Raw genomic sequence first — 17,671 nt, 5'->3', positions numbered from 1 at the left:
TGGAATAATTTCTTGAAGTACCTCTAGGAGTTTATAGAAGCTAATAAAACCAAGGGATAACAAGAAGAAGTGTTTTGGCAAACATGCGACTAATCAATAAAAAATAGCTTAAGATCTCCAACTGTTCACTCCATCACAATCTCAACGTCTTCCCGTGCTGGATAGAAATGAATAGCTTTTGCTGATGGATAGCTCGTAAATACAAACAAAGCCCAAACGACCTTAGAAGTTTGAGCTTTGTTTTAAGTATTTACAGGAATGCAGCTGTAAAACTAGTAATGTATAGCCAGATAATCACGGCCTATTTAATATTCCATTTAACGCCTATGAATACTCTTATACCCTGATTGGGTGCATATACATAAGACGGATCAAAAGTCAGTGCTTCTGGATTGTTCGGCGTGGCCAAGGCGTTTCCATCGGCATCAAAACTGACCTCTTTATCAAAGGGATCAAAAGCCCTTGCGATACTGTTGGCTGGCGGTGTGAAATTTAGTAAGTTTTTAACACCTGCATATAACTCTACGCGTTTAAAGTAATTGAAATTTATCTTAATGTTCTGCAAGCTCCAGTAAGGGGAAAATTCATCTCTGCTGTCTAAATCACTTACAAGAGGAAGTCGCATAGGTCCATACAAATTCCCGGTGTAATCTATACTTAAATGCAAGGGATTTATAGGGAAAGAAACAGACCAAGTTCCTGATATTTTCTCGGTTAGTATTTGAGTTTTACGTTGCCCATTTTCTGTAAAGGAAACGTCCTGCAAGTTGAATCCTAACCTAAGGTTGATGCCATTGGTAAAATGTGCCTGAGCGTTCATAGATGCCCCTTGTGAAACGGCAAAACCATCTAAATTGTCGTAAATGATTTTATCGGGATCACTTTCGTAATCAGCTATAATTCTATTGGTGAAGTAGGTATAGAATAAACTAGCGTCTAACGTAAGAAGTACTTTGTCAAATTTTACGATGGTTTGATCTAAATTGATATTGGCATTGTAAGATGTTTCTGGCGACAATGCTTCAACAAATTCAACCGTTCTTGCGCCTGTTAAAGCTGCGTGATCTTCTGTAAATACATTGGCAACTCTATATCCGTTTCCTAGTCCAAGACGAAGAATGGTGTTTGTTTTTTTAGAATTCCATTTATAATTGAGTCGAGGAGAGATGATGTTTCCATGCTTGCTGTTGTAATCATAACGAATACCAATAAGAAGATTGTTCTGAGCGTCGATTTGTATTTGATCTTGAAGAAATACACCCGGAAGTAAGGTGTGCAAGTTTTGTAGAGCTTCAGTGGCAGGTGTGTTATCGTCATAATGGGTATATCTCATTGCAACACCACTTAATAGTTTGTGGTTTTGTCCCAAGGTTTTATTGTAGGTTAATTGACCAAAAACAACGTGTTGCTGTGCATTAAAAGAAGTAGTACCATAATAGGAGTCCTGGTAATGTCCATTGGCTGAGAATTGAAGGTTAAGGTGTTTGGCTTTGTCGAGTTGATGTTTGGAAAAAATTTCCCATCTATTTGTTAAAATGCTTTCGCCGTAAATACTATCGGTTCCTCTAAATTCAGGGGTCCAATTCATTTCTCCTCCCCATCTATTTTCATGCACAACACGGAAAGCGAGACTGTGAGCTTTATTCTTTGGAGTGATATGGTTGAAGGTGTTAAAAAGAGACAGTCTGTTCGATAAGGTTACATCGGTAAAGTTGTCATGGTTGTTATCTATAGGGAAGGAATAATTAAAAAAATTGAACCCTAATAAGGCTTTTGTTTTTGCACCGATTTTATAGGCAGAAGAAAAATCTAAGTTGTTTTCTCCCCATGAAGTGAGCATGTTATTGATTACAATTCCCTTGGTTAATGATGGATCTTTTGTGATCACATTTATCAGACCTCCTACAGCCTCCGAACCGTAAAGTGTACTGGCTGGACCTTTGATGATTTCTATTCGTTCTATCATAGACTGTGGAATTCCGGATAATCCGTAAACTGTGCTAAGTCCGCTAACTATAGGCATACCATCTATGAGTATCATAGTGTAAGGACCTTCTAAACCATTGATATGTATATCTCCTGTGTTGCAAACATTGCAATTCAATTGAGGGCGAACGCCATTCACATTTTGCATGGATTCGAAGAGCGAAGGAGTAGGGTTGGCTTCAAAGTATTCTGAGCTGTAGACTTCGACGTTTACGGGACTATTTTTTTTAGAGAGTTTTGAAAGTGTTGCACTTACAACCACTTCATCGAAATCTTGTAAAAGTTGCTTTCTGGGGATGCTCAAGGTTAGTTGAGAGTAAGGTGGAGTGAGTAGGAGGGTAGTGTCTTTTATTTCTGCGTGTCTAATGGTGAGTTTGGTTGGGGTTTGCTCAATAAACTGCATGTCTATGCTTCCATGTGCATCAGCAATACAAAGTGTATCTTTTTGATGAAAATAAACTTTTGCATAAGCCAAAGGAGCTTCTTTTTCATTGACAAGTTGTAATTCTTGCGCAAGAAAAGGCAGACTGTTTATTGTTAGTAGTATGTAAAATAATATTCGCATAGTATGTGTTTCTAAATTTACTTTTGCAAATATATAAATTTAGATAAGTCTAAAAATGATTTTATCTACTTAAAATAGAGTGCAATAAAAAAGCCGACATATTTTCATATGCCGGCTTAGTAATTTCATCCTTATCATTTAAATGATGTGCTGCGCTTTGCTCACTATATCGGGTGTTGGGTATTTTTTAAGGGCAGAAAAGTCTTCTTTCCAAAAATCCATATCCAAGAGCTTCTGATCTTTGTCTACAGTAAGTGTTACAACAACGCGAACGTGGTCTTCATCTTTAAATTCAATGGCCATAATATCGCCGAGATAATTATCTGTATTGTCATTGTCGAAATTAATGCTCCCCATCTTTCCACCTTCATATTCAAAGACCCTTTCGGTATGTGGAAAATCGGCAATGTTCAAATTAGCCAAATTTAACATGTGGTGCAAGAGAGTAATTTCTTCTTGACGTATCGTTCTATATTTATTTACGTATTCCATATTTAAAACAAAGTTGGGTTACCATCGTCTGTTTTTTTGGTCATATCCCATTCTACTTCAACACTTCCTTCTTCGTTGTTATCGTCTTCAGCGCTGTTGTTTACCTCTTCTTTTTTTACTTCATCCGGCCAAGGTTCATCTCCCTCAATAGGATGATCTAATACAATCTCTTTTACCTTTAATTTAGTAAGTTGATTCCCTTGAGACTTCATTCCTTTTACATCGATGAAATCTGCCAAATTCACCTCTCTATCCGGTAAGTTTTTGGTTGCTTTAAGTAGTTTGTTGTAAATGATTTTTATACGCGGTTGATGTGCTGTAGATACAACGTCTAAATAAGATCCTTCGGCATCGCTAATAAATGATACTCGTTTGTCTGTTGTAACTTCACATTCGAAACGCTTCACAAAATGGATGTCTTTTTCACCATCATAGTATACACAAGATAGAGCATGGTGAGGGTTCCATTTTTCTATGTGTATCATATCCTCGTCAAAGTGTGTAGATAAATCGAAGTGCGACAATCTGTATTCTCCGTTGCTGTAAAGGGTTAAGATTTTGTCTTCACCTTTAAAGCTACCTAAGAATTTACCTCTTTGGTCGTCATTTAATCTACCCACTACATCGTCGTACCATATTTTACGTGCGGCAAGCGTTGAACCACCCACTTCTTTTTGTGTGATTTTAGAAACGATTTCTTTAGTTACGATATTACCACCGGCACTTCTACCTTTGATTAGGAGTTCTCCCAAATCCAAATCCCAACGTATACGTTTCAAGTGTGGACGAGGTCTTAAGTGTACAGTTACCACTTCACGTTCTCCATTTGGATGAACAGAGAAGTATAACATTTTAGATCCTTTGGTACCTTTCGTTAAATCATATTCTTTATCTCTGGTGATAGATTTCACGCTAAATCGCTTCATCATAGTTGGTCCACCAGTTCCATCCTTGTAGAAGAGATGGTAAATAGTACGTTTATCACCTCTTTTCCAAACTGCTGCGTGTACAATTCCTTTTCCTACGAATTTTTTGTCGGCAATTTTAGTAATCATCATTTTACCTGATTCGAAGAAAATGATAATGTCGTCTATTTCAGAACAATCTTGAATGTACTCAGCATTTCGTAAACTATACCCAATAAATCCTTCCTTCTTGTCTACATAGAATTTACGGTTAGCTATAATTACTTTAGAGGCATTGATGTTATCAAATACCTTAATTTCCGTTTTACGTTCTTTTCCTGCAGAGAATTTTTTCTTCAGGTCTTTGAAGTAATCAACTGCATGTTCTATTAAGTTGTCTAATTTGTATTCAACGTTTTTCAATTCATCTTCCAAACGGTTGATGATTTCATCTGCTTTGAAACTGTCGAATTTAGAAATACGCTTAATTCTGATTTCAGTTAATCGAGCGATGTCTTCTTCTGTAACCTCGCGCTTCAAGTGCGTAATGTGAGGTTTTAATCCTGTATCAATGGCGCTAATAACTCCTTCCCAAGTTTCTTCCTCTTCAATTAAACGGTAAATACGTTTTTCAATGAAGATTTTTTCCAAAGAACTAAAATGCCATTGTTCCTCTAGTTCTCCTTTTTTAATTTCTAACTCTAATTTTAAGAGCTGAACAGTATTGTCTGTATTGGTTTTTAGGATTTGTGTAACACCTAAGAATTTAGGCGTATCCTTATCAATTACAGATGAGTTTGGAGAAATAGATACTTCACAGTCTGTAAAGGCGTAAAGTGCATCTATAAGTTTATCTGGACTCACACCCGGTGGTAAGTGAATCATAATTTCAGCATCTTGTGCTGTATTGTCTTCTATTTTTTTGATTTTAATCTTTCCCTTATCGTTGGCTTTAAGGATAGATTCAATCAAAGATGTAGTCGTTGTACCGTAAGGAATTTCGTTAATGACTAAAGTCTTTTTATCAACTTTAACAATCTTAGCACGTACCCTTACTTTTCCACCTCGTAAACCATCGTTGTAATTGGTGAAATCTGCCATACCTCCATTTGGGAAGTCGGGATAAAATTCCACTTTTCTACCTCTTAAGTGATTGATAGAGTTGTCTATCAATTCAATGAAGTTATGAGGTAATATCTTACAAGCCATACCCACAGCAATACCCTCGGCACCTTGTGCTAATAAGAGAGGGAACTTTATGGGAAGGTTTTCGGGTTCTTTGTTACGACCATCGTAACTTGACAACCAATTTGTAGTCTTTGGGTTAAAGACAACGTGATTGGCAAATTTTGAAAGTCTAGCTTCTATATATCTGGCAGCCGCTGCGGAGTCCCCCGTTAGTGTATTTCCCCAGTTTCCCTGACAGTCTATCAGTAAATCTTTTTGTCCCAATTGAACCAAAGCATCACCAATAGAAGCGTCACCATGGGGGTGATATTTCATGGTGTTACCAATGATGTTGGCCACTTTGTTGTAACGACCATCATCCATTTCTTTCATGGAGTGCAAAATTCTACGTTGCACAGGCTTCATCCCATCGTACAATCCTGGAACGGCTCTTTCTAGAATTACATAAGATGCGTAATCTAAGAACCAGTTCTCATAGAGTCCACTTAATGGAACTATTTTATCGTCAAGCTCTCTGGTGTTATCGTCATGTTCAGGATTCTCCTCAGGGTTGATATCCTTGTTTTCTTCTTCGTCGTATGGGTTGCTGTTTTCTTCTGACATAATTTTACGAAGCTTTTTCTATGGTTTCTTCAATATCGGCCTTGATTTCGTCTTCTAAATCTTTTTCAACTCTTAGGTTGTCCATGATAAATTCTTGACGCGTAGGAGTGTTTTTTCCCATGTAGAAACTCAAGGTTTCTTCTATCGAAGCTTTTTTAGTAAGTAATACGGGCTCTAGTCGAATATCCTCTCCAATGAAGTTTTTAAACTCATCGGGTGAGATCTCTCCCAATCCTTTAAATCGTGTGATTTCGGCATTTTTACCCAATTTGGAGATAGCATCTCTTCTTTCTTCTTCAGAGTAACAGTACTTGGTTACTTTTTTATTTCTTACCCTAAACAATGGTGTTTGTAACACATATACGTGATTTCTTTTCACCAAATCTGGGAAGAACTGTAAGAAGAAGGTCAACAACAACATACGTATGTGCATACCATCCACATCGGCATCGGTTGCAATTACGATTTTATTGTAACGCAAGTTGTCCATGTCATCCTCTATATCCAAAGCAGCTTGTATAAGGTTAAACTCTTCGTTTTCGTATACAACCTTTTTGGTTAGGCCATAAGAGTTTAATGGTTTTCCTCGCAAACTGAATACGGCTTGCGTGTTAACATCTCTCGATTTGGTAATAGATCCAGATGCAGAGTCACCCTCGGTAATGAACAAGGTTGTTTCTTCTCGTCTATCTTTTTTTAGATCAGTAAGGTGTATCCTACAGTCTCTTAATTTTTTATTGTGTAAAGAAGCTTTTTTAGCACGGTCTCTCGCCAGTTTACGTATACCTGAAAGTTCTTTTCTTTCTTTTTCTGACTGCTTGATTTTTTTCTCAAGTATGTCTGCAACTTGTGGGTTTTTGTGTAAGAAGTTATCCAGCTTTACCTTCAAGAAATCATTCACAAAAGTACGCATGGTTTTTCCACCCGGTTCTATTTCTAAAGACCCCAATTTGGTTTTCGTTTGTGACTCGAAAACAGGTTCCATCACCTTCACAGAGATTGCTGCAACGATAGATTGACGTATGTCTGAAGATTCATAATTTTTCCCGTAGAAGTCCTTGATTACCTTTGCCACAGCTTCTCTAAACGCACTTTGGTGTGTTCCACCTTGTGTGGTGTGCTGACCGTTTACGAAGGAATAATAATCCTCTCCGTAGGTTTTACCGTGCGTGAATGCAACTTCTATATCATCTCCTTCTAAGTGAATGATTGGGTAGAGTGGATCACCATCCATGTTGTTTTCCAACAAGTCTTGTAAACCATTCTTAGATTGATATTTGTTCCCATTAAAATGAATAGCCAACCCTCTGTTCAAGTAACAGTAGTTCCAGATCATTTTTTCCAGGTAAGGAATTTTATAAGCGTATTTTTTGAAGACCTTCTCATCGGGTAAAAACTCAACGTAAGTACCGTTTCTTTCGTCGGTTTTTTCAACCTTGGTTTCTTCTACCAATTCTCCACGAGAGAAAGTTGCTCCCTTTTTTTCTCCATCCCTAACGGCATAGACCATGAAGTGACTACTCAAAGCATTCACAGCCTTGGTACCCACACCGTTCAAACCAACAGATTTCTTAAAGGCTTTAGAGTCGTATTTCCCCCCAGTATTCATTTTGGAAACCACGTCAACTACTTTACCCAAAGGAATACCACGACCGTAATCACGCACAGATACCAAACCGTCTTTCAATTTGATTTCTATCTTCTTACCATTCCCCATAACGAACTCATCAATACAGTTGTCCATTACCTCTTTGGCAAGAATGTAAATACCATCGTCTGCACTAGAACCATCTCCTAGCTTACCAATGTACATTCCGGGTCTTAGTCTAATGTGTTCTTTCCAATCGAGTGATCGTATGTTGTCTTCGGTATATTTGCTTTCTTCCTCCATGTGTTGCTTTATTCTGGGTAACAAACAAATATAATGAAATGAAGGGCTTTTTCTACCTGAAGTTATCAAAGGTTATACACGTTGTCGTGTGGATAGCTTTATTTCTCTAAACCCCCAGTAAAATATAAGCTTGAGCTAATTTTTAAGTCGTGGATATTTCGGATGAATTGTCAGATGAAAAATGTGGTGATTTTCTTTTCTTTAGCAAGTTGAATTTCTATACTTTTATTTTGTTATTTTCGTTTTATGCACAAAATTTTAAGCCTTTTTATCCTAAGTTGTTTTCTGTTTTTTTCTTGTTCAGATAAAAAAGCAAAAGCCAAAGTGGATTCCGGATTAATGGGAGAGACCTATGTTACGCAGTTTGGTAATGTAAGTATGACCTTGTGGAAGGATTTAAAACGAAATGGTAATGACATATCTCTCAACGGCGGTGAGAATTTAAAAGATGACGTTAGAGGGATAAGCTTTTCTTCGGACGAGTTTAAGATCAATGACTTGAATTATTACAAGGAGAACTTTGTAAATATTGGAGGCAAAGATGATGCTCAGTTCATCCTTAACCTCGCTGTTCATTTAAAACGTACAGATATGTATTCCAACCAGGTTAGCATAGAAGATGTTGTAAAAGGGGAATATGGTCATGATTTGCGCACCATTCAAATCAGGGGCAAAGAGAGTTACTACGATGATAATTTGTGCTTTCTATATGCAACGCTTCAAAACGGGAGTAAAGTAGCATTATTTCAGTTTGTATGTCATGAAAAAGATATGCCTTTCTACTACCCCGAGCTACTTAAAAGTTTATCTTCTATTCAGCTTTAAAAATGGAAAGATTTGTTCATCAATTAAAAAATGCACTGGAGTATTTACCCGGGGAAGACGCGCATTCATTAATGTTGCCTCGCAACAGAGCAGAAAGTGTACGTCAACTTAAGGAGGACAATGATTTTAGGGAAAGTGCCGTTGCCATTATTTTATTTGAAAAAGAAAGGAAACTACATTTCACCCTTATTCAACGCCCTGATTACAATGGTGCTCACAGCGGACAAGTAGCCTTTCCCGGTGGAAAACAAGATAAAACGGATTTGTCTTTATGGCACACAGCTAAGCGAGAGAGTAGAGAGGAAATTGGTGTGAGAGAAGAGGATTTAAAGGAAATTGGAGCTTTAACCCCTATTTATATTCCAGTAAGTAAGTTTAGGGTGAGTCCCTTTATTTTCTGGTGGGAGGGCAGCTATAGTTTTGTAGCAGATGAAAGAGAAGTAGATGAAATACTGATTGTTCCTTTATCTGATTTATTGGAAGAGCACAGAATTAAGAGTTCACAATTCAAAGTGGGGGGAGGTTTAACCTTGAAGGATATTCCCTTCTTTGATTTAGCTGACAAGCGCGTTTGGGGAGCTACAGCCATAATTCTTTCCGAGTTTAGAGCTGTTCTACAACACCTTTCTTTCTAGTTTTAGTTAAACTTTCTGTTTTTTATTCAACAATATTTTATTTTCGCGACATGGATGATACTAGAAAGCACATAGAAGTTTGTTTTACACCCGGTGAATACGAATATTTCAAAGATGAATATGAAATAGTAGTGGTAATTGATGTCTTGAGGGCTACCTCGGCAATTTGTTCGGCGTTTAATAATGGTGTTAGTGCTTTAATTCCTGTTCCCACCATAGAAGAAGCAAGGGAGTACCAAGCGAAAGGTTATCTAGTAGGAGCTGAACGTAAGGGACAAATTGTGGATGGTTTTGATTTCGGTAACTCTCCTTATAGTTACATGAAAGAAGAATTGAAAGGTCAGGAAGTCGTGTTATCTACAACCAACGGAACAAAAGCAATCAATATTGCCAAAGATGCCGATACGGTGGTTATTGGCGCTTTATCTAACCTAGACGCCTTGTGTGCATGGTTAATTGAGCAAAACAAGAATGTCTTGTGTTTGTGTTCGGGATGGCAAGATAAATTCAATTTAGAAGATACCATCTGTGCAGGAGCTATTATGGAACAATTAATTGCTACGGGTAATTATACTTCTGACGAAGACTCTAGTATCGCCGCAAAATATTTGTATCTTTCTGCAAAAGACAACTACATGGGGTACTTGAAGTCAAGTTCTCACCGTAGAAGATTAAAAAACCTAAATCTCAACGAGGATATCAAATACTGTTTAACACCCAACCAAACAGATGTGATTCCTATTTTAAAGAATGGTAAATTGGTTAAAATATAGCCTTGTTTTCTTAGGGTTGAGCTGCTTGTTCAGCTTTGCCCATACTTCATCTTGGGGATTTTACGGACATAAAAAAATAAACCGTTTAGCGGTATTTAGTTTGCCCAAAGACCTTTTTTACCTCTACAAACACAACATAGAGTTTATCACAGAACATGCAGTGGATCCTGATAAAAGAAGGTATGCTGTAGAAGGTGAGGCGCCTAAGCATTTTATTGATATAGATCATTATCAGAAAGGAGATAGTTCTCCCTTTGTTTTAATGCCTCGGCATTGGAATGAGGCAGTAGCCAAATACACGGAAGATACGCTTCAAGCCTACGGAATTGTACCTTGGAATGTACTAGCGATGAAGGCTAAGCTCAGTAAGGCTTTTCTAGCAAAAGAACTTCCTCGCATAATTAAACTCAGTGCCGACTTAGGACATTACATCGCGGATGCTCACGTTCCTTTACATACAACAGAGAATTATAACGGTCAGTTAACCAATCAAAAAGGGATACATGCCTTTTGGGAAAGTAGACTACCCGAACTTTTTGCCGATGACTATAGTTTTTGGGTAGGTCAAGCCACATACATTGATGATCCAAATGCGTTTATCTGGGAAGCCATAGAAGCTTCACATTTAGCGCTAGATAGTGTTTTATTGTTTGAAAAACAGCTGACTGAAGAATTTGGAGAAGAGAGAAAATACAGTTTTGAAAAAAGAGGAAATCAAACCGTGAGGGTTTACAGTAAGGCTTTTAGTGAAGCTTATCATAACAGGTTAAACGGCATGGTTGAACGAAGAATGAGAGAAGCAATTCTTGCAGTTGCAAGTTTCTGGTACACGGCATGGGTAGATGGGGGACAGCCCGATGTAATGGAATTGTTGGCAGACACAAATGCCGTTCTTTTACCTGAAGAATTTCAATTTACCGGTATTCAAGATACGAGCAGAGTTCACGAACATGAATAAAAAAAAGTAACCGGTTAGGGTTACTTTAATGTGATTTAGAGGGTGTTGTAATAGTAATTCTATAAATATTTTAATTTTATTTTCTGAGATAAATGTAATTCATCAAATACGATAATGCATACTTTCTTTTCTTAAGGGTAATGTTCAATTTTTTATCGGTGAAAAAAGTTTAGACATAAAAAAAAGTAACGCGTGGGTTACTTTTTTTGATAAGGGTGATTAGTGCAGGAGCACCATGCTATGGTTATATATGATCTAAAGATACAGATAAAATATATTTAACTAAAACGTTAGTTTTCATAAAGAGAGAATTAATTTCTAAACGGTATTAAAAGTACTCACTAATGAAAGCTTTAAAATCGTCTCTTCTAGAACGAGCGATAGGCAAGGTCTCTCCGCTTGTGAGTAACAAACTACTTTTATCTCTAGCGATAGATTCTATAAAATCTCCATTAACCAAAAAGCTTTTGTGTATACGGAAGAAAGAGCTGAAGTTCTTGAGCTTCTCCTCAATATAATTGAGTGGTTTACTCAGGTACTCTTCGGCATTGTCTTTCATGAAAATTTTACAATATGCACCATCTGCTTGGGCGAAAATGATTTTTTGTGTTTCTAGAATTTTGTAATCTGAATTGTAAGGAATAGAAATTTTACCCAATTCCACATTTTTGTTCTGCATAATACGCATTACTTTCTCGGTGGCATCTATCAATTTTTCTTCCTCTATCGGTTTTAAAATGTAGTGTTTGGCACCAACCTCAAAGGCTTTGATACCGTATTGCTCGTAAGCGGTAACAAAAATTATATTTAATTCATTATGATCGAGTTGCTCAAATATTTCGAAGCTATTTTTGTCTTTGAGCTGTATATCTAAAAAGATTAAATCTGGTTTATCCTCCTTAATTATCGTAATGGCTTCATTTAAATTAGAGGCTTCACGCGTAAATTCAAAAGTTGGGAAGTGTTCTGATATTATTTTTCTGATGATGCGTCTGGCTAAAAGTTCGTCGTCAACAATTAGTATTTTCATATACGTTATAAAATAGGGATGAAGAGTTTAATGAGCGTACCATTGTAAACATTTTCTATTTCCATTTTGTACTGCTCATAGGTGTTTAAATTATTGTAATTCTTTAATCGAGATCGGGTAATACCAACGGCGTTTTTCTCTGTAGATTGATGCAGTTTTTCTGCTATTTCAGCGGAGATCTTTCCTGTGTTGAATATTTTTACTTCGATGATTTGGTCATTTATTTTTTCTATATCTACTTGTATGCGCGAGTTCTTATCGTCGTGATTTAACCCATGCACAATGGCATTTTCCACAAAGGGTTGTATCATTAACGATGGAATTTCTAAAAACTTATCTGTATTGTGGATTTTTATATCGTATTGAAAAGAATTGTCATGTCTTAAATTCTCGAGTTCTAAGTAATTCTCCAAGAGTTTTACTTCATCACTTATCTTCACTTTCTCATCGCTAGAGTTTTCTAAAACGCTGCGCATCAAGGCAGAGAATTTTAAGAGGTAGTTCGCTGCATTTTTGTTTTCGTTAAAAAGGATGAAGCTGTATATAGAATTTAGTACGTTAAAGATAAAGTGGGGCTTCATTCTCGCATTTTGCATACGTTGCTGATAAGACAGCATTTCGTTTTCTTTTTCGAGTTTTCTTATCTTATTGGAGTTAATTCCTTTCATAACAAGGAAAACAGCAAATGCTAAAAAGAAGAGTAGAATCACAAAGAACCAAACAGAGGTGTAAAAAGGTTCTCGTATACTTCCCTCTATTAAAACCACACTATCACTCCATGTATTATTGCTCATGTAATACCTCAGGTTGATTTTAAGTCTTTTTTGTGGGTTGGTTAAAACAATTTCGGGCGATAAAATATTTATCCATTCCCCCTCATTTATTTGGTATTGATAGCGTTTGTTGAACCAATTTTTTAGATCTTTTATTTGAAAGCTTATGCTTAATACTTGCGCGTCCGTAGGTAACGAAATGAGGTTTTTATAGTTTTCTGTATCTACTCTTAAGTTGGTTACTTCTGGATGTATTTCGTTGGAACTGTTGATTTTACTCAAGTTTCTTATGTCGTGATAACTTATTTTATAAAAGCCTTTTTCCGTGGCTATGTATAAGATTCCCTCAGCTTCCTCTAGTTTATTTACTTTTAGATCCGTTAACCCTTGATTTTTTGAAATACTGATGCATTTACTGGTGAAATGATCGTAGATCTCCAGTCCTTTAAAACATCCAATGTAGAGATATCTGTTGTTGGCAGATTTAGCCATCACATTTACATTCTCATTGTTGAGACCGTTCTTTTTGTTTAAAAAGTGTTTTGTTTGCCTGCCATCATATTGATAGATACCAAAGTTCTTGGTAGAGATAAGTAACCTGTCTTGGTAAACAAGTAAGTCTGTAATTTCCTTGTTACTGAAATCGTAAATGAGTTCTACGCTGTCGTTAATAACCTTATAAAGTTTATTCTTTGAGGAGCAGTAGAGTTCGTTTCTGTAACGGGCCACTTGAGAAATAAAGCGAATTAAGTCTCGGCGGAAAAGAACTGTATCGTACTCGAGGTTAACGGTATTTGTTCGATGTATGTAAGAGGTGGTGGCAAAAAACTCGTTTCCATCTACATAGATATCTCGAGCATGATTGACAAACTGTGTGTTTTTTGGATATTTTTCTAATTCAAAATGGTTGTCTATTCTCCAAAGGTTGGAAATGAAGAGGTGATTGTTTTTAAAAACTAATTTAGAATGATCAGAAGGGTAACGCTGATTGCTGTTAACATCTAAAATGTGGTTTTTAAACGAGAGAATGATTTGGTCCTTATTGATGCAAAAATCCAAGACTTCATCCTCTATTTTATTACCCGACGCATTGCTAAGGTGATGAACTTTGTATTCGGGAAGGTAAATAATACCTTCTTCTAAAGTAGAGAACCATGTATTACCATCTTTATCGGCATAAATAGAGCTTACATATAGGTTTTGGTTAATGTCCGAGTTGAGAATAGGTATGAGTTTGTTATTTGAAAATTCTGCCCTGTATGTATAATTGTTTTTTGAAATCCAATACTCTGTTGTATAAGGTATTTTCTCTAAGGCGGTTACGTTTGTAGCTAATATGGTAGTTGACGGTAAGGAAATTACCTTTCCACCAATTAAGATTAAACCTTCTAACGTGTTTAGTTCAGGGTCTATATTTAGGTTGGATATATCAGAAGGTAAGTTTAAACTTAAAGAATCAATGATATTATGGGTATAATTATTTTTCGATTGAATATTAAAATTAACTAATCCTTTTTTGTTCCAACATGAAAGTAAAAATTTACCATCGATTTCGATAATCTCAAATTTCGAAATGCTTTCAGAGTATACTTGGTAATTTCCGTTTTTATCTATACTAAAGGTTCCATTAAAAGCATTACTAAAGTATACGGTACTGTCTTTGTCGATTAATATTCTTTTAAATAAGTACTCATCATTGTCTAAAAGGGTGTCAAGTAAAGAATTATAGATGTAGGGATGAATACTGTCATTTTCTATGTAATACAATTCTTTGCGTATGCTTAAGGCCCAAATCCTTCCAAAAGGATCTTCGTAGGATTGGAAAACAACATTGCTGGGCAAGCCATTTTTTGTGGTGAAGGAAGTAGCGTTGAATCCATCGTAGCGCACCAACCCCATGTCTGAACAAATCCAAAGGTTGTTTTTGCTGTCCTTCATTACATGATAAGCCTCTGTACTTTTTAGACCACATTGCTCATTAATTTTATAGGTGGCTTGTGCAAAATTGGCCTGCCCCGAGCTTAGAAGTGGCAAACACATCATCAATAGAACTAAGGTGATGACAGAAGGAAAACTTATAGGGTTAAATTTTTTCATGCAACAGCTACCAAAATTAATATATTATTTAAGCTTCTCTACCTTCCGATTTAATTATTGGTAGTACCATTACAACACATGTTAGGTTGTCTCTTCTTTCAATTTCCATGAACAATTCTGCATTGTTGTGTAACAACCTAAGGTTTTTGATGCGTTCTTGGGTAATACCTACAGCATTTTTAACGGATGAATTGTTCCACTTACTTAGTTGATCAGAAGGAATTATTCCGGTGTTACAAATCTCAACACGCACAGAGCGATCTGATACTCTACTAAATGCTATTCGTATCTCTGCTCTATCTTCCATGTCAGAAATACCGTGAATCACCGCATTTTCAGTAAAAGGTTGTGTCATCAATGCAGGAATATTGAAATGTTTTAATTCATTCGGAAGATCTATTTGAAATTTGAACTTATTTTCTTTTCGAATTTGCTCTAGGGATAAGTACGCATGGAGTAACTCAACCTCACTTTCTAGAGAAATAATATCATCGCTCGATTTCTCCAATAAATTACGCATCAATTGCGAGAATTTAATAAGGTAATTAGAGGCCTGTTTGTTTTCATTGAAAAGTATGTGTCCATTAATAGAGTTTAAAACATTGAATATGAAATGAGGCTTAATACGAGCGTTTTGCAAGCGTTGTTGGTGTGATAGTAGGTTGTTTGCAATTTGTAGCCGTTCTACTTTTCTTTTTAATCTGAATCTTAATATTGAAAAAAGGAAAATGAACGCCAAAAGTACAATTAAGACATAAAACCAGAAAGTTCTATAAAAAGGTGGTGAAATATTTACTGTATGGTTTATTACTACATCACTCCAAGTGTCATTGCTTTTTAAATATCTTACTTCTACATTAAAGTTTTTTCTAGGGTTAGGCAAGAGTATCTCTGGAGATAATATTGTATTCCAATTTCCTTTTTTATCGAGGCGGTATTGGTATTTTTTGTTTTTCCAAACGCTGTAATCCTTCACATTAAAATTAAGTGTGATGAAATCTGCGAAGTAAGAAAGTTGATTGAGCGATTTTGATTTTATTCCATCTTGTAAAATCCCCGTTATTCCAGATGCGATTCTGGTATTTTCTGCTTTTGTTTGGAAAAGATTTACTATTTCTTCATTTTTTACCTTATAGATTTTGTCAAAACTGGCCACAAAGATTTCATCATTGAATTCTTTTATTATACTAATTTTTGAATTGACAAACCCGTGGTTTTTGTTGAGCTGAACGCTTCTACCACTTGGAACGTGGTAGATAATTAGTCCTTGATAACCTCCGATGTATAAGCAAGATGTTTTTTCTGAATAGTGTATACAAGATATGTTTCGAGTTAAATCGTTGTTTTCTTCAAGTTGAAAGGCTTGTAATGTGCTATTTTGGTATCTAAAAAGTCCTTGACTTTTTGATGAAATAATAATACCTATGGCTGGTATGTGAGCTAGGTCTGAAATTTCCATACCCTCCAAATTCTTGAGAAGATAAACAGTATTTTTTTTTAACTGAAAAAGTGCTGTTGATGATGCAAAATAGATTTCATTTTCGGTTGCTAAGAAACGAATCAAATGATGGTCTTTGAGTTTACTAAGGTTACTTTGGTAGATAACTTCTAATCTTTTTGAGGGAACATTTGTTTTCGTTATTAAATTGGAAAGTAGATATATATCATTGTCTTTTTGCAAAAAATCACGTGTAAAATCAATACTCATTAAATTACTTTCCATTCCCCCCCAATCATGTGGTTTACGGATTAAGTTACTTGCAATGAGTAAGGAATCCTTGTAATTTTGAAGAAGTGAATAATTTGCAGTAACCACTCTTTTTGTATTTGTATTTACCAGATGGAATTTTGTTGACACATACAGTTGAGATTTAAAAACTTCAAAGTCCCTTACATTCTCTTGATTTTCTAAAAAAGGAGTTATTTCAAGTTTGTGTATACGTTGTTTTGGCAAAAAACAAAGTCCTTTTTCTAAACTTGTTACCCAAGTGTTTCCGAGGTCGTCACAGTAAATAGAAGTTATGAAGTTACCAGCTAATGTTTCTGAATTCTTAGTTTTAATTAAACGTTTGTTTATGAATTTAGCATGGAAGAATCCATTTTTTGTTCCTATCCAATATGCATTATCCAGAAGTGGATCCGGGTAAAAACATGATACATCTTTGAGTAAAAATTGAATCTCAGGAAATTTGTATAAAGCACCTCCTAATATGGCAAATCCTTCGAGGTCGTTATCATTAACGTTTAGGTGTCTTATATCAAATTTTTTATGTCGTTCTACAGAGTCTGCATTCGTTTGATAGATGTTCCCTTCTTTGTTAATATACAAAGGGCGATATTTTACTTTATCCTTAAGTATTTGTTGAAGCGTTCTTTTTGTGCTTTTATATCCTATTGTACATAAACTATCCTCTAATATTCCAAGGGTAAGTCTTCCCACAGGATTGTTGTTTTCTATAATTTGCCCCTTATTGGTAATGGTGAAATAACCACATAAATCAACTGAGTAATAAACGTTATTTGGTGTTACAATAAGTTTTTTTCTATCAGTGGTAGGGTAGATACAATGTTTGATGATTTCCGAGTTATATTCATAACTCTTTATGACTCCACCTTCGAGATAGCATAAGAGAGTAGATTTTGTTAAAAACCATATTCTTCCTTTGTAATCTTCATATATTTCAAAAACAACGTTACTTAATAAACCGTCATTGATGCTATAGTGTATGGTATTGTAACCATCATATTTGTATACCCCAAGGTCTGTACAAATCCAAAGATTGTCTTTGCTATCTTTTGTTACAAAATAACACTCCCTGCTGTTTAGTCCACATTCTTCATTAATGGAAAGCGTGGAATATTCAAAATTAAAATTCTGTCCCCAACTCATTGAAGAGAATGCAGCGGCACAGATAAAGGCAAATAGGTATTTAAGTAATAATACTCGCAT

General features: G+C 35.8%; 11 protein-coding genes. 4 read left to right on the top strand and 7 right to left on the bottom strand.

Annotated elements, in window-relative coordinates; genetic code table 11:
* Positions 1-301: 301 nt before the first annotated feature.
* The 4 genes from BM327_RS04970 to BM327_RS04955 form a co-directional block, all read right to left on the bottom strand.
* Positions 302-2,551, bottom strand: coding sequence for a TonB-dependent receptor plug domain-containing protein (locus tag BM327_RS04970; protein WP_090247061.1), 2,250 nt, complete (start codon positions 2,549-2,551; stop codon positions 302-304).
* A gap of 138 nt (positions 2,552-2,689) precedes the next feature.
* Positions 2,690-3,043, bottom strand: coding sequence for a DUF6984 family protein (locus tag BM327_RS04965; protein ID WP_090247060.1), 354 nt, complete (start codon positions 3,041-3,043; stop codon positions 2,690-2,692).
* A 2-nt stretch (positions 3,044-3,045) separates the two neighbouring features.
* Entirely contained in the window at positions 3,046-5,739 is a 2,694-nt protein-coding gene (locus tag BM327_RS04960) for a DNA gyrase/topoisomerase IV subunit A (protein ID WP_090247059.1), read from the bottom strand.
* A 4-nt stretch (positions 5,740-5,743) separates the two neighbouring features.
* Positions 5,744-7,630 carry a DNA topoisomerase IV subunit B gene (locus BM327_RS04955; RefSeq protein ID WP_090247058.1) on the bottom strand — a complete coding sequence of 629 codons (1,887 nt, stop codon included), beginning with the start codon at positions 7,628-7,630 and terminating at the stop codon, positions 5,744-5,746.
* 246 nt (positions 7,631-7,876) lie between these two features.
* Between BM327_RS04955 and BM327_RS04950 the strand changes: the two genes are divergently transcribed.
* The 4 genes from BM327_RS04950 to BM327_RS04935 are packed head-to-tail and all read left to right on the top strand — an operon-like array spanning position 7,877 to position 10,821.
* Complete coding sequence (locus BM327_RS04950; RefSeq protein ID WP_090247057.1) at positions 7,877-8,455, top strand: hypothetical protein; 579 nt, start codon at positions 7,877-7,879, stop codon at positions 8,453-8,455.
* Between the two features lie 2 nt (positions 8,456-8,457).
* The gene (locus BM327_RS04945) at positions 8,458-9,090 is read left to right on the top strand and encodes an NUDIX hydrolase (protein ID WP_090247056.1); all 633 of its coding nucleotides are present in this window, start codon (positions 8,458-8,460) and stop codon (positions 9,088-9,090) included.
* A 50-nt stretch (positions 9,091-9,140) separates the two neighbouring features.
* Positions 9,141-9,863, top strand: a complete 723-nt coding sequence (locus BM327_RS04940; RefSeq protein ID WP_090247055.1) for a 2-phosphosulfolactate phosphatase — start codon at positions 9,141-9,143, stop codon at positions 9,861-9,863.
* On the top strand, positions 9,841-10,821 hold the full coding sequence (locus BM327_RS04935) for a zinc dependent phospholipase C family protein (RefSeq protein ID WP_090247054.1): 981 nt from the start codon (positions 9,841-9,843) through the stop codon (positions 10,819-10,821). The genes BM327_RS04940 and BM327_RS04935 overlap by 23 nt, the downstream gene beginning before the upstream one ends.
* A gap of 328 nt (positions 10,822-11,149) precedes the next feature.
* Here the strand turns inward: BM327_RS04935 and BM327_RS04930 are convergent, their stop codons facing one another.
* From BM327_RS04930 to BM327_RS04920, 3 genes are read right to left on the bottom strand one after another with little or no spacing between them, the layout of a single operon-like run.
* On the bottom strand, positions 11,150-11,851 hold the full coding sequence (locus tag BM327_RS04930; protein WP_090247053.1) for a LytR/AlgR family response regulator transcription factor: 702 nt from the start codon (positions 11,849-11,851) through the stop codon (positions 11,150-11,152).
* 5 nt (positions 11,852-11,856) lie between these two features.
* Entirely contained in the window at positions 11,857-14,721 is a 2,865-nt protein-coding gene (locus BM327_RS04925; RefSeq protein ID WP_090247052.1) for a sensor histidine kinase, read from the bottom strand.
* A gap of 28 nt (positions 14,722-14,749) precedes the next feature.
* Positions 14,750-17,671, bottom strand: coding sequence for a sensor histidine kinase (locus tag BM327_RS04920; RefSeq protein WP_090247051.1), 2,922 nt, complete (start codon positions 17,669-17,671; stop codon positions 14,750-14,752).

The sequence above is a fragment of the Lishizhenia tianjinensis genome (assembly GCF_900116425.1).
Taxonomy (GTDB): domain Bacteria; phylum Bacteroidota; class Bacteroidia; order Flavobacteriales_D; family Crocinitomicaceae; genus Lishizhenia; species Lishizhenia tianjinensis.
This window is presented reverse-complemented; position numbering and strand designations above follow the sequence as displayed.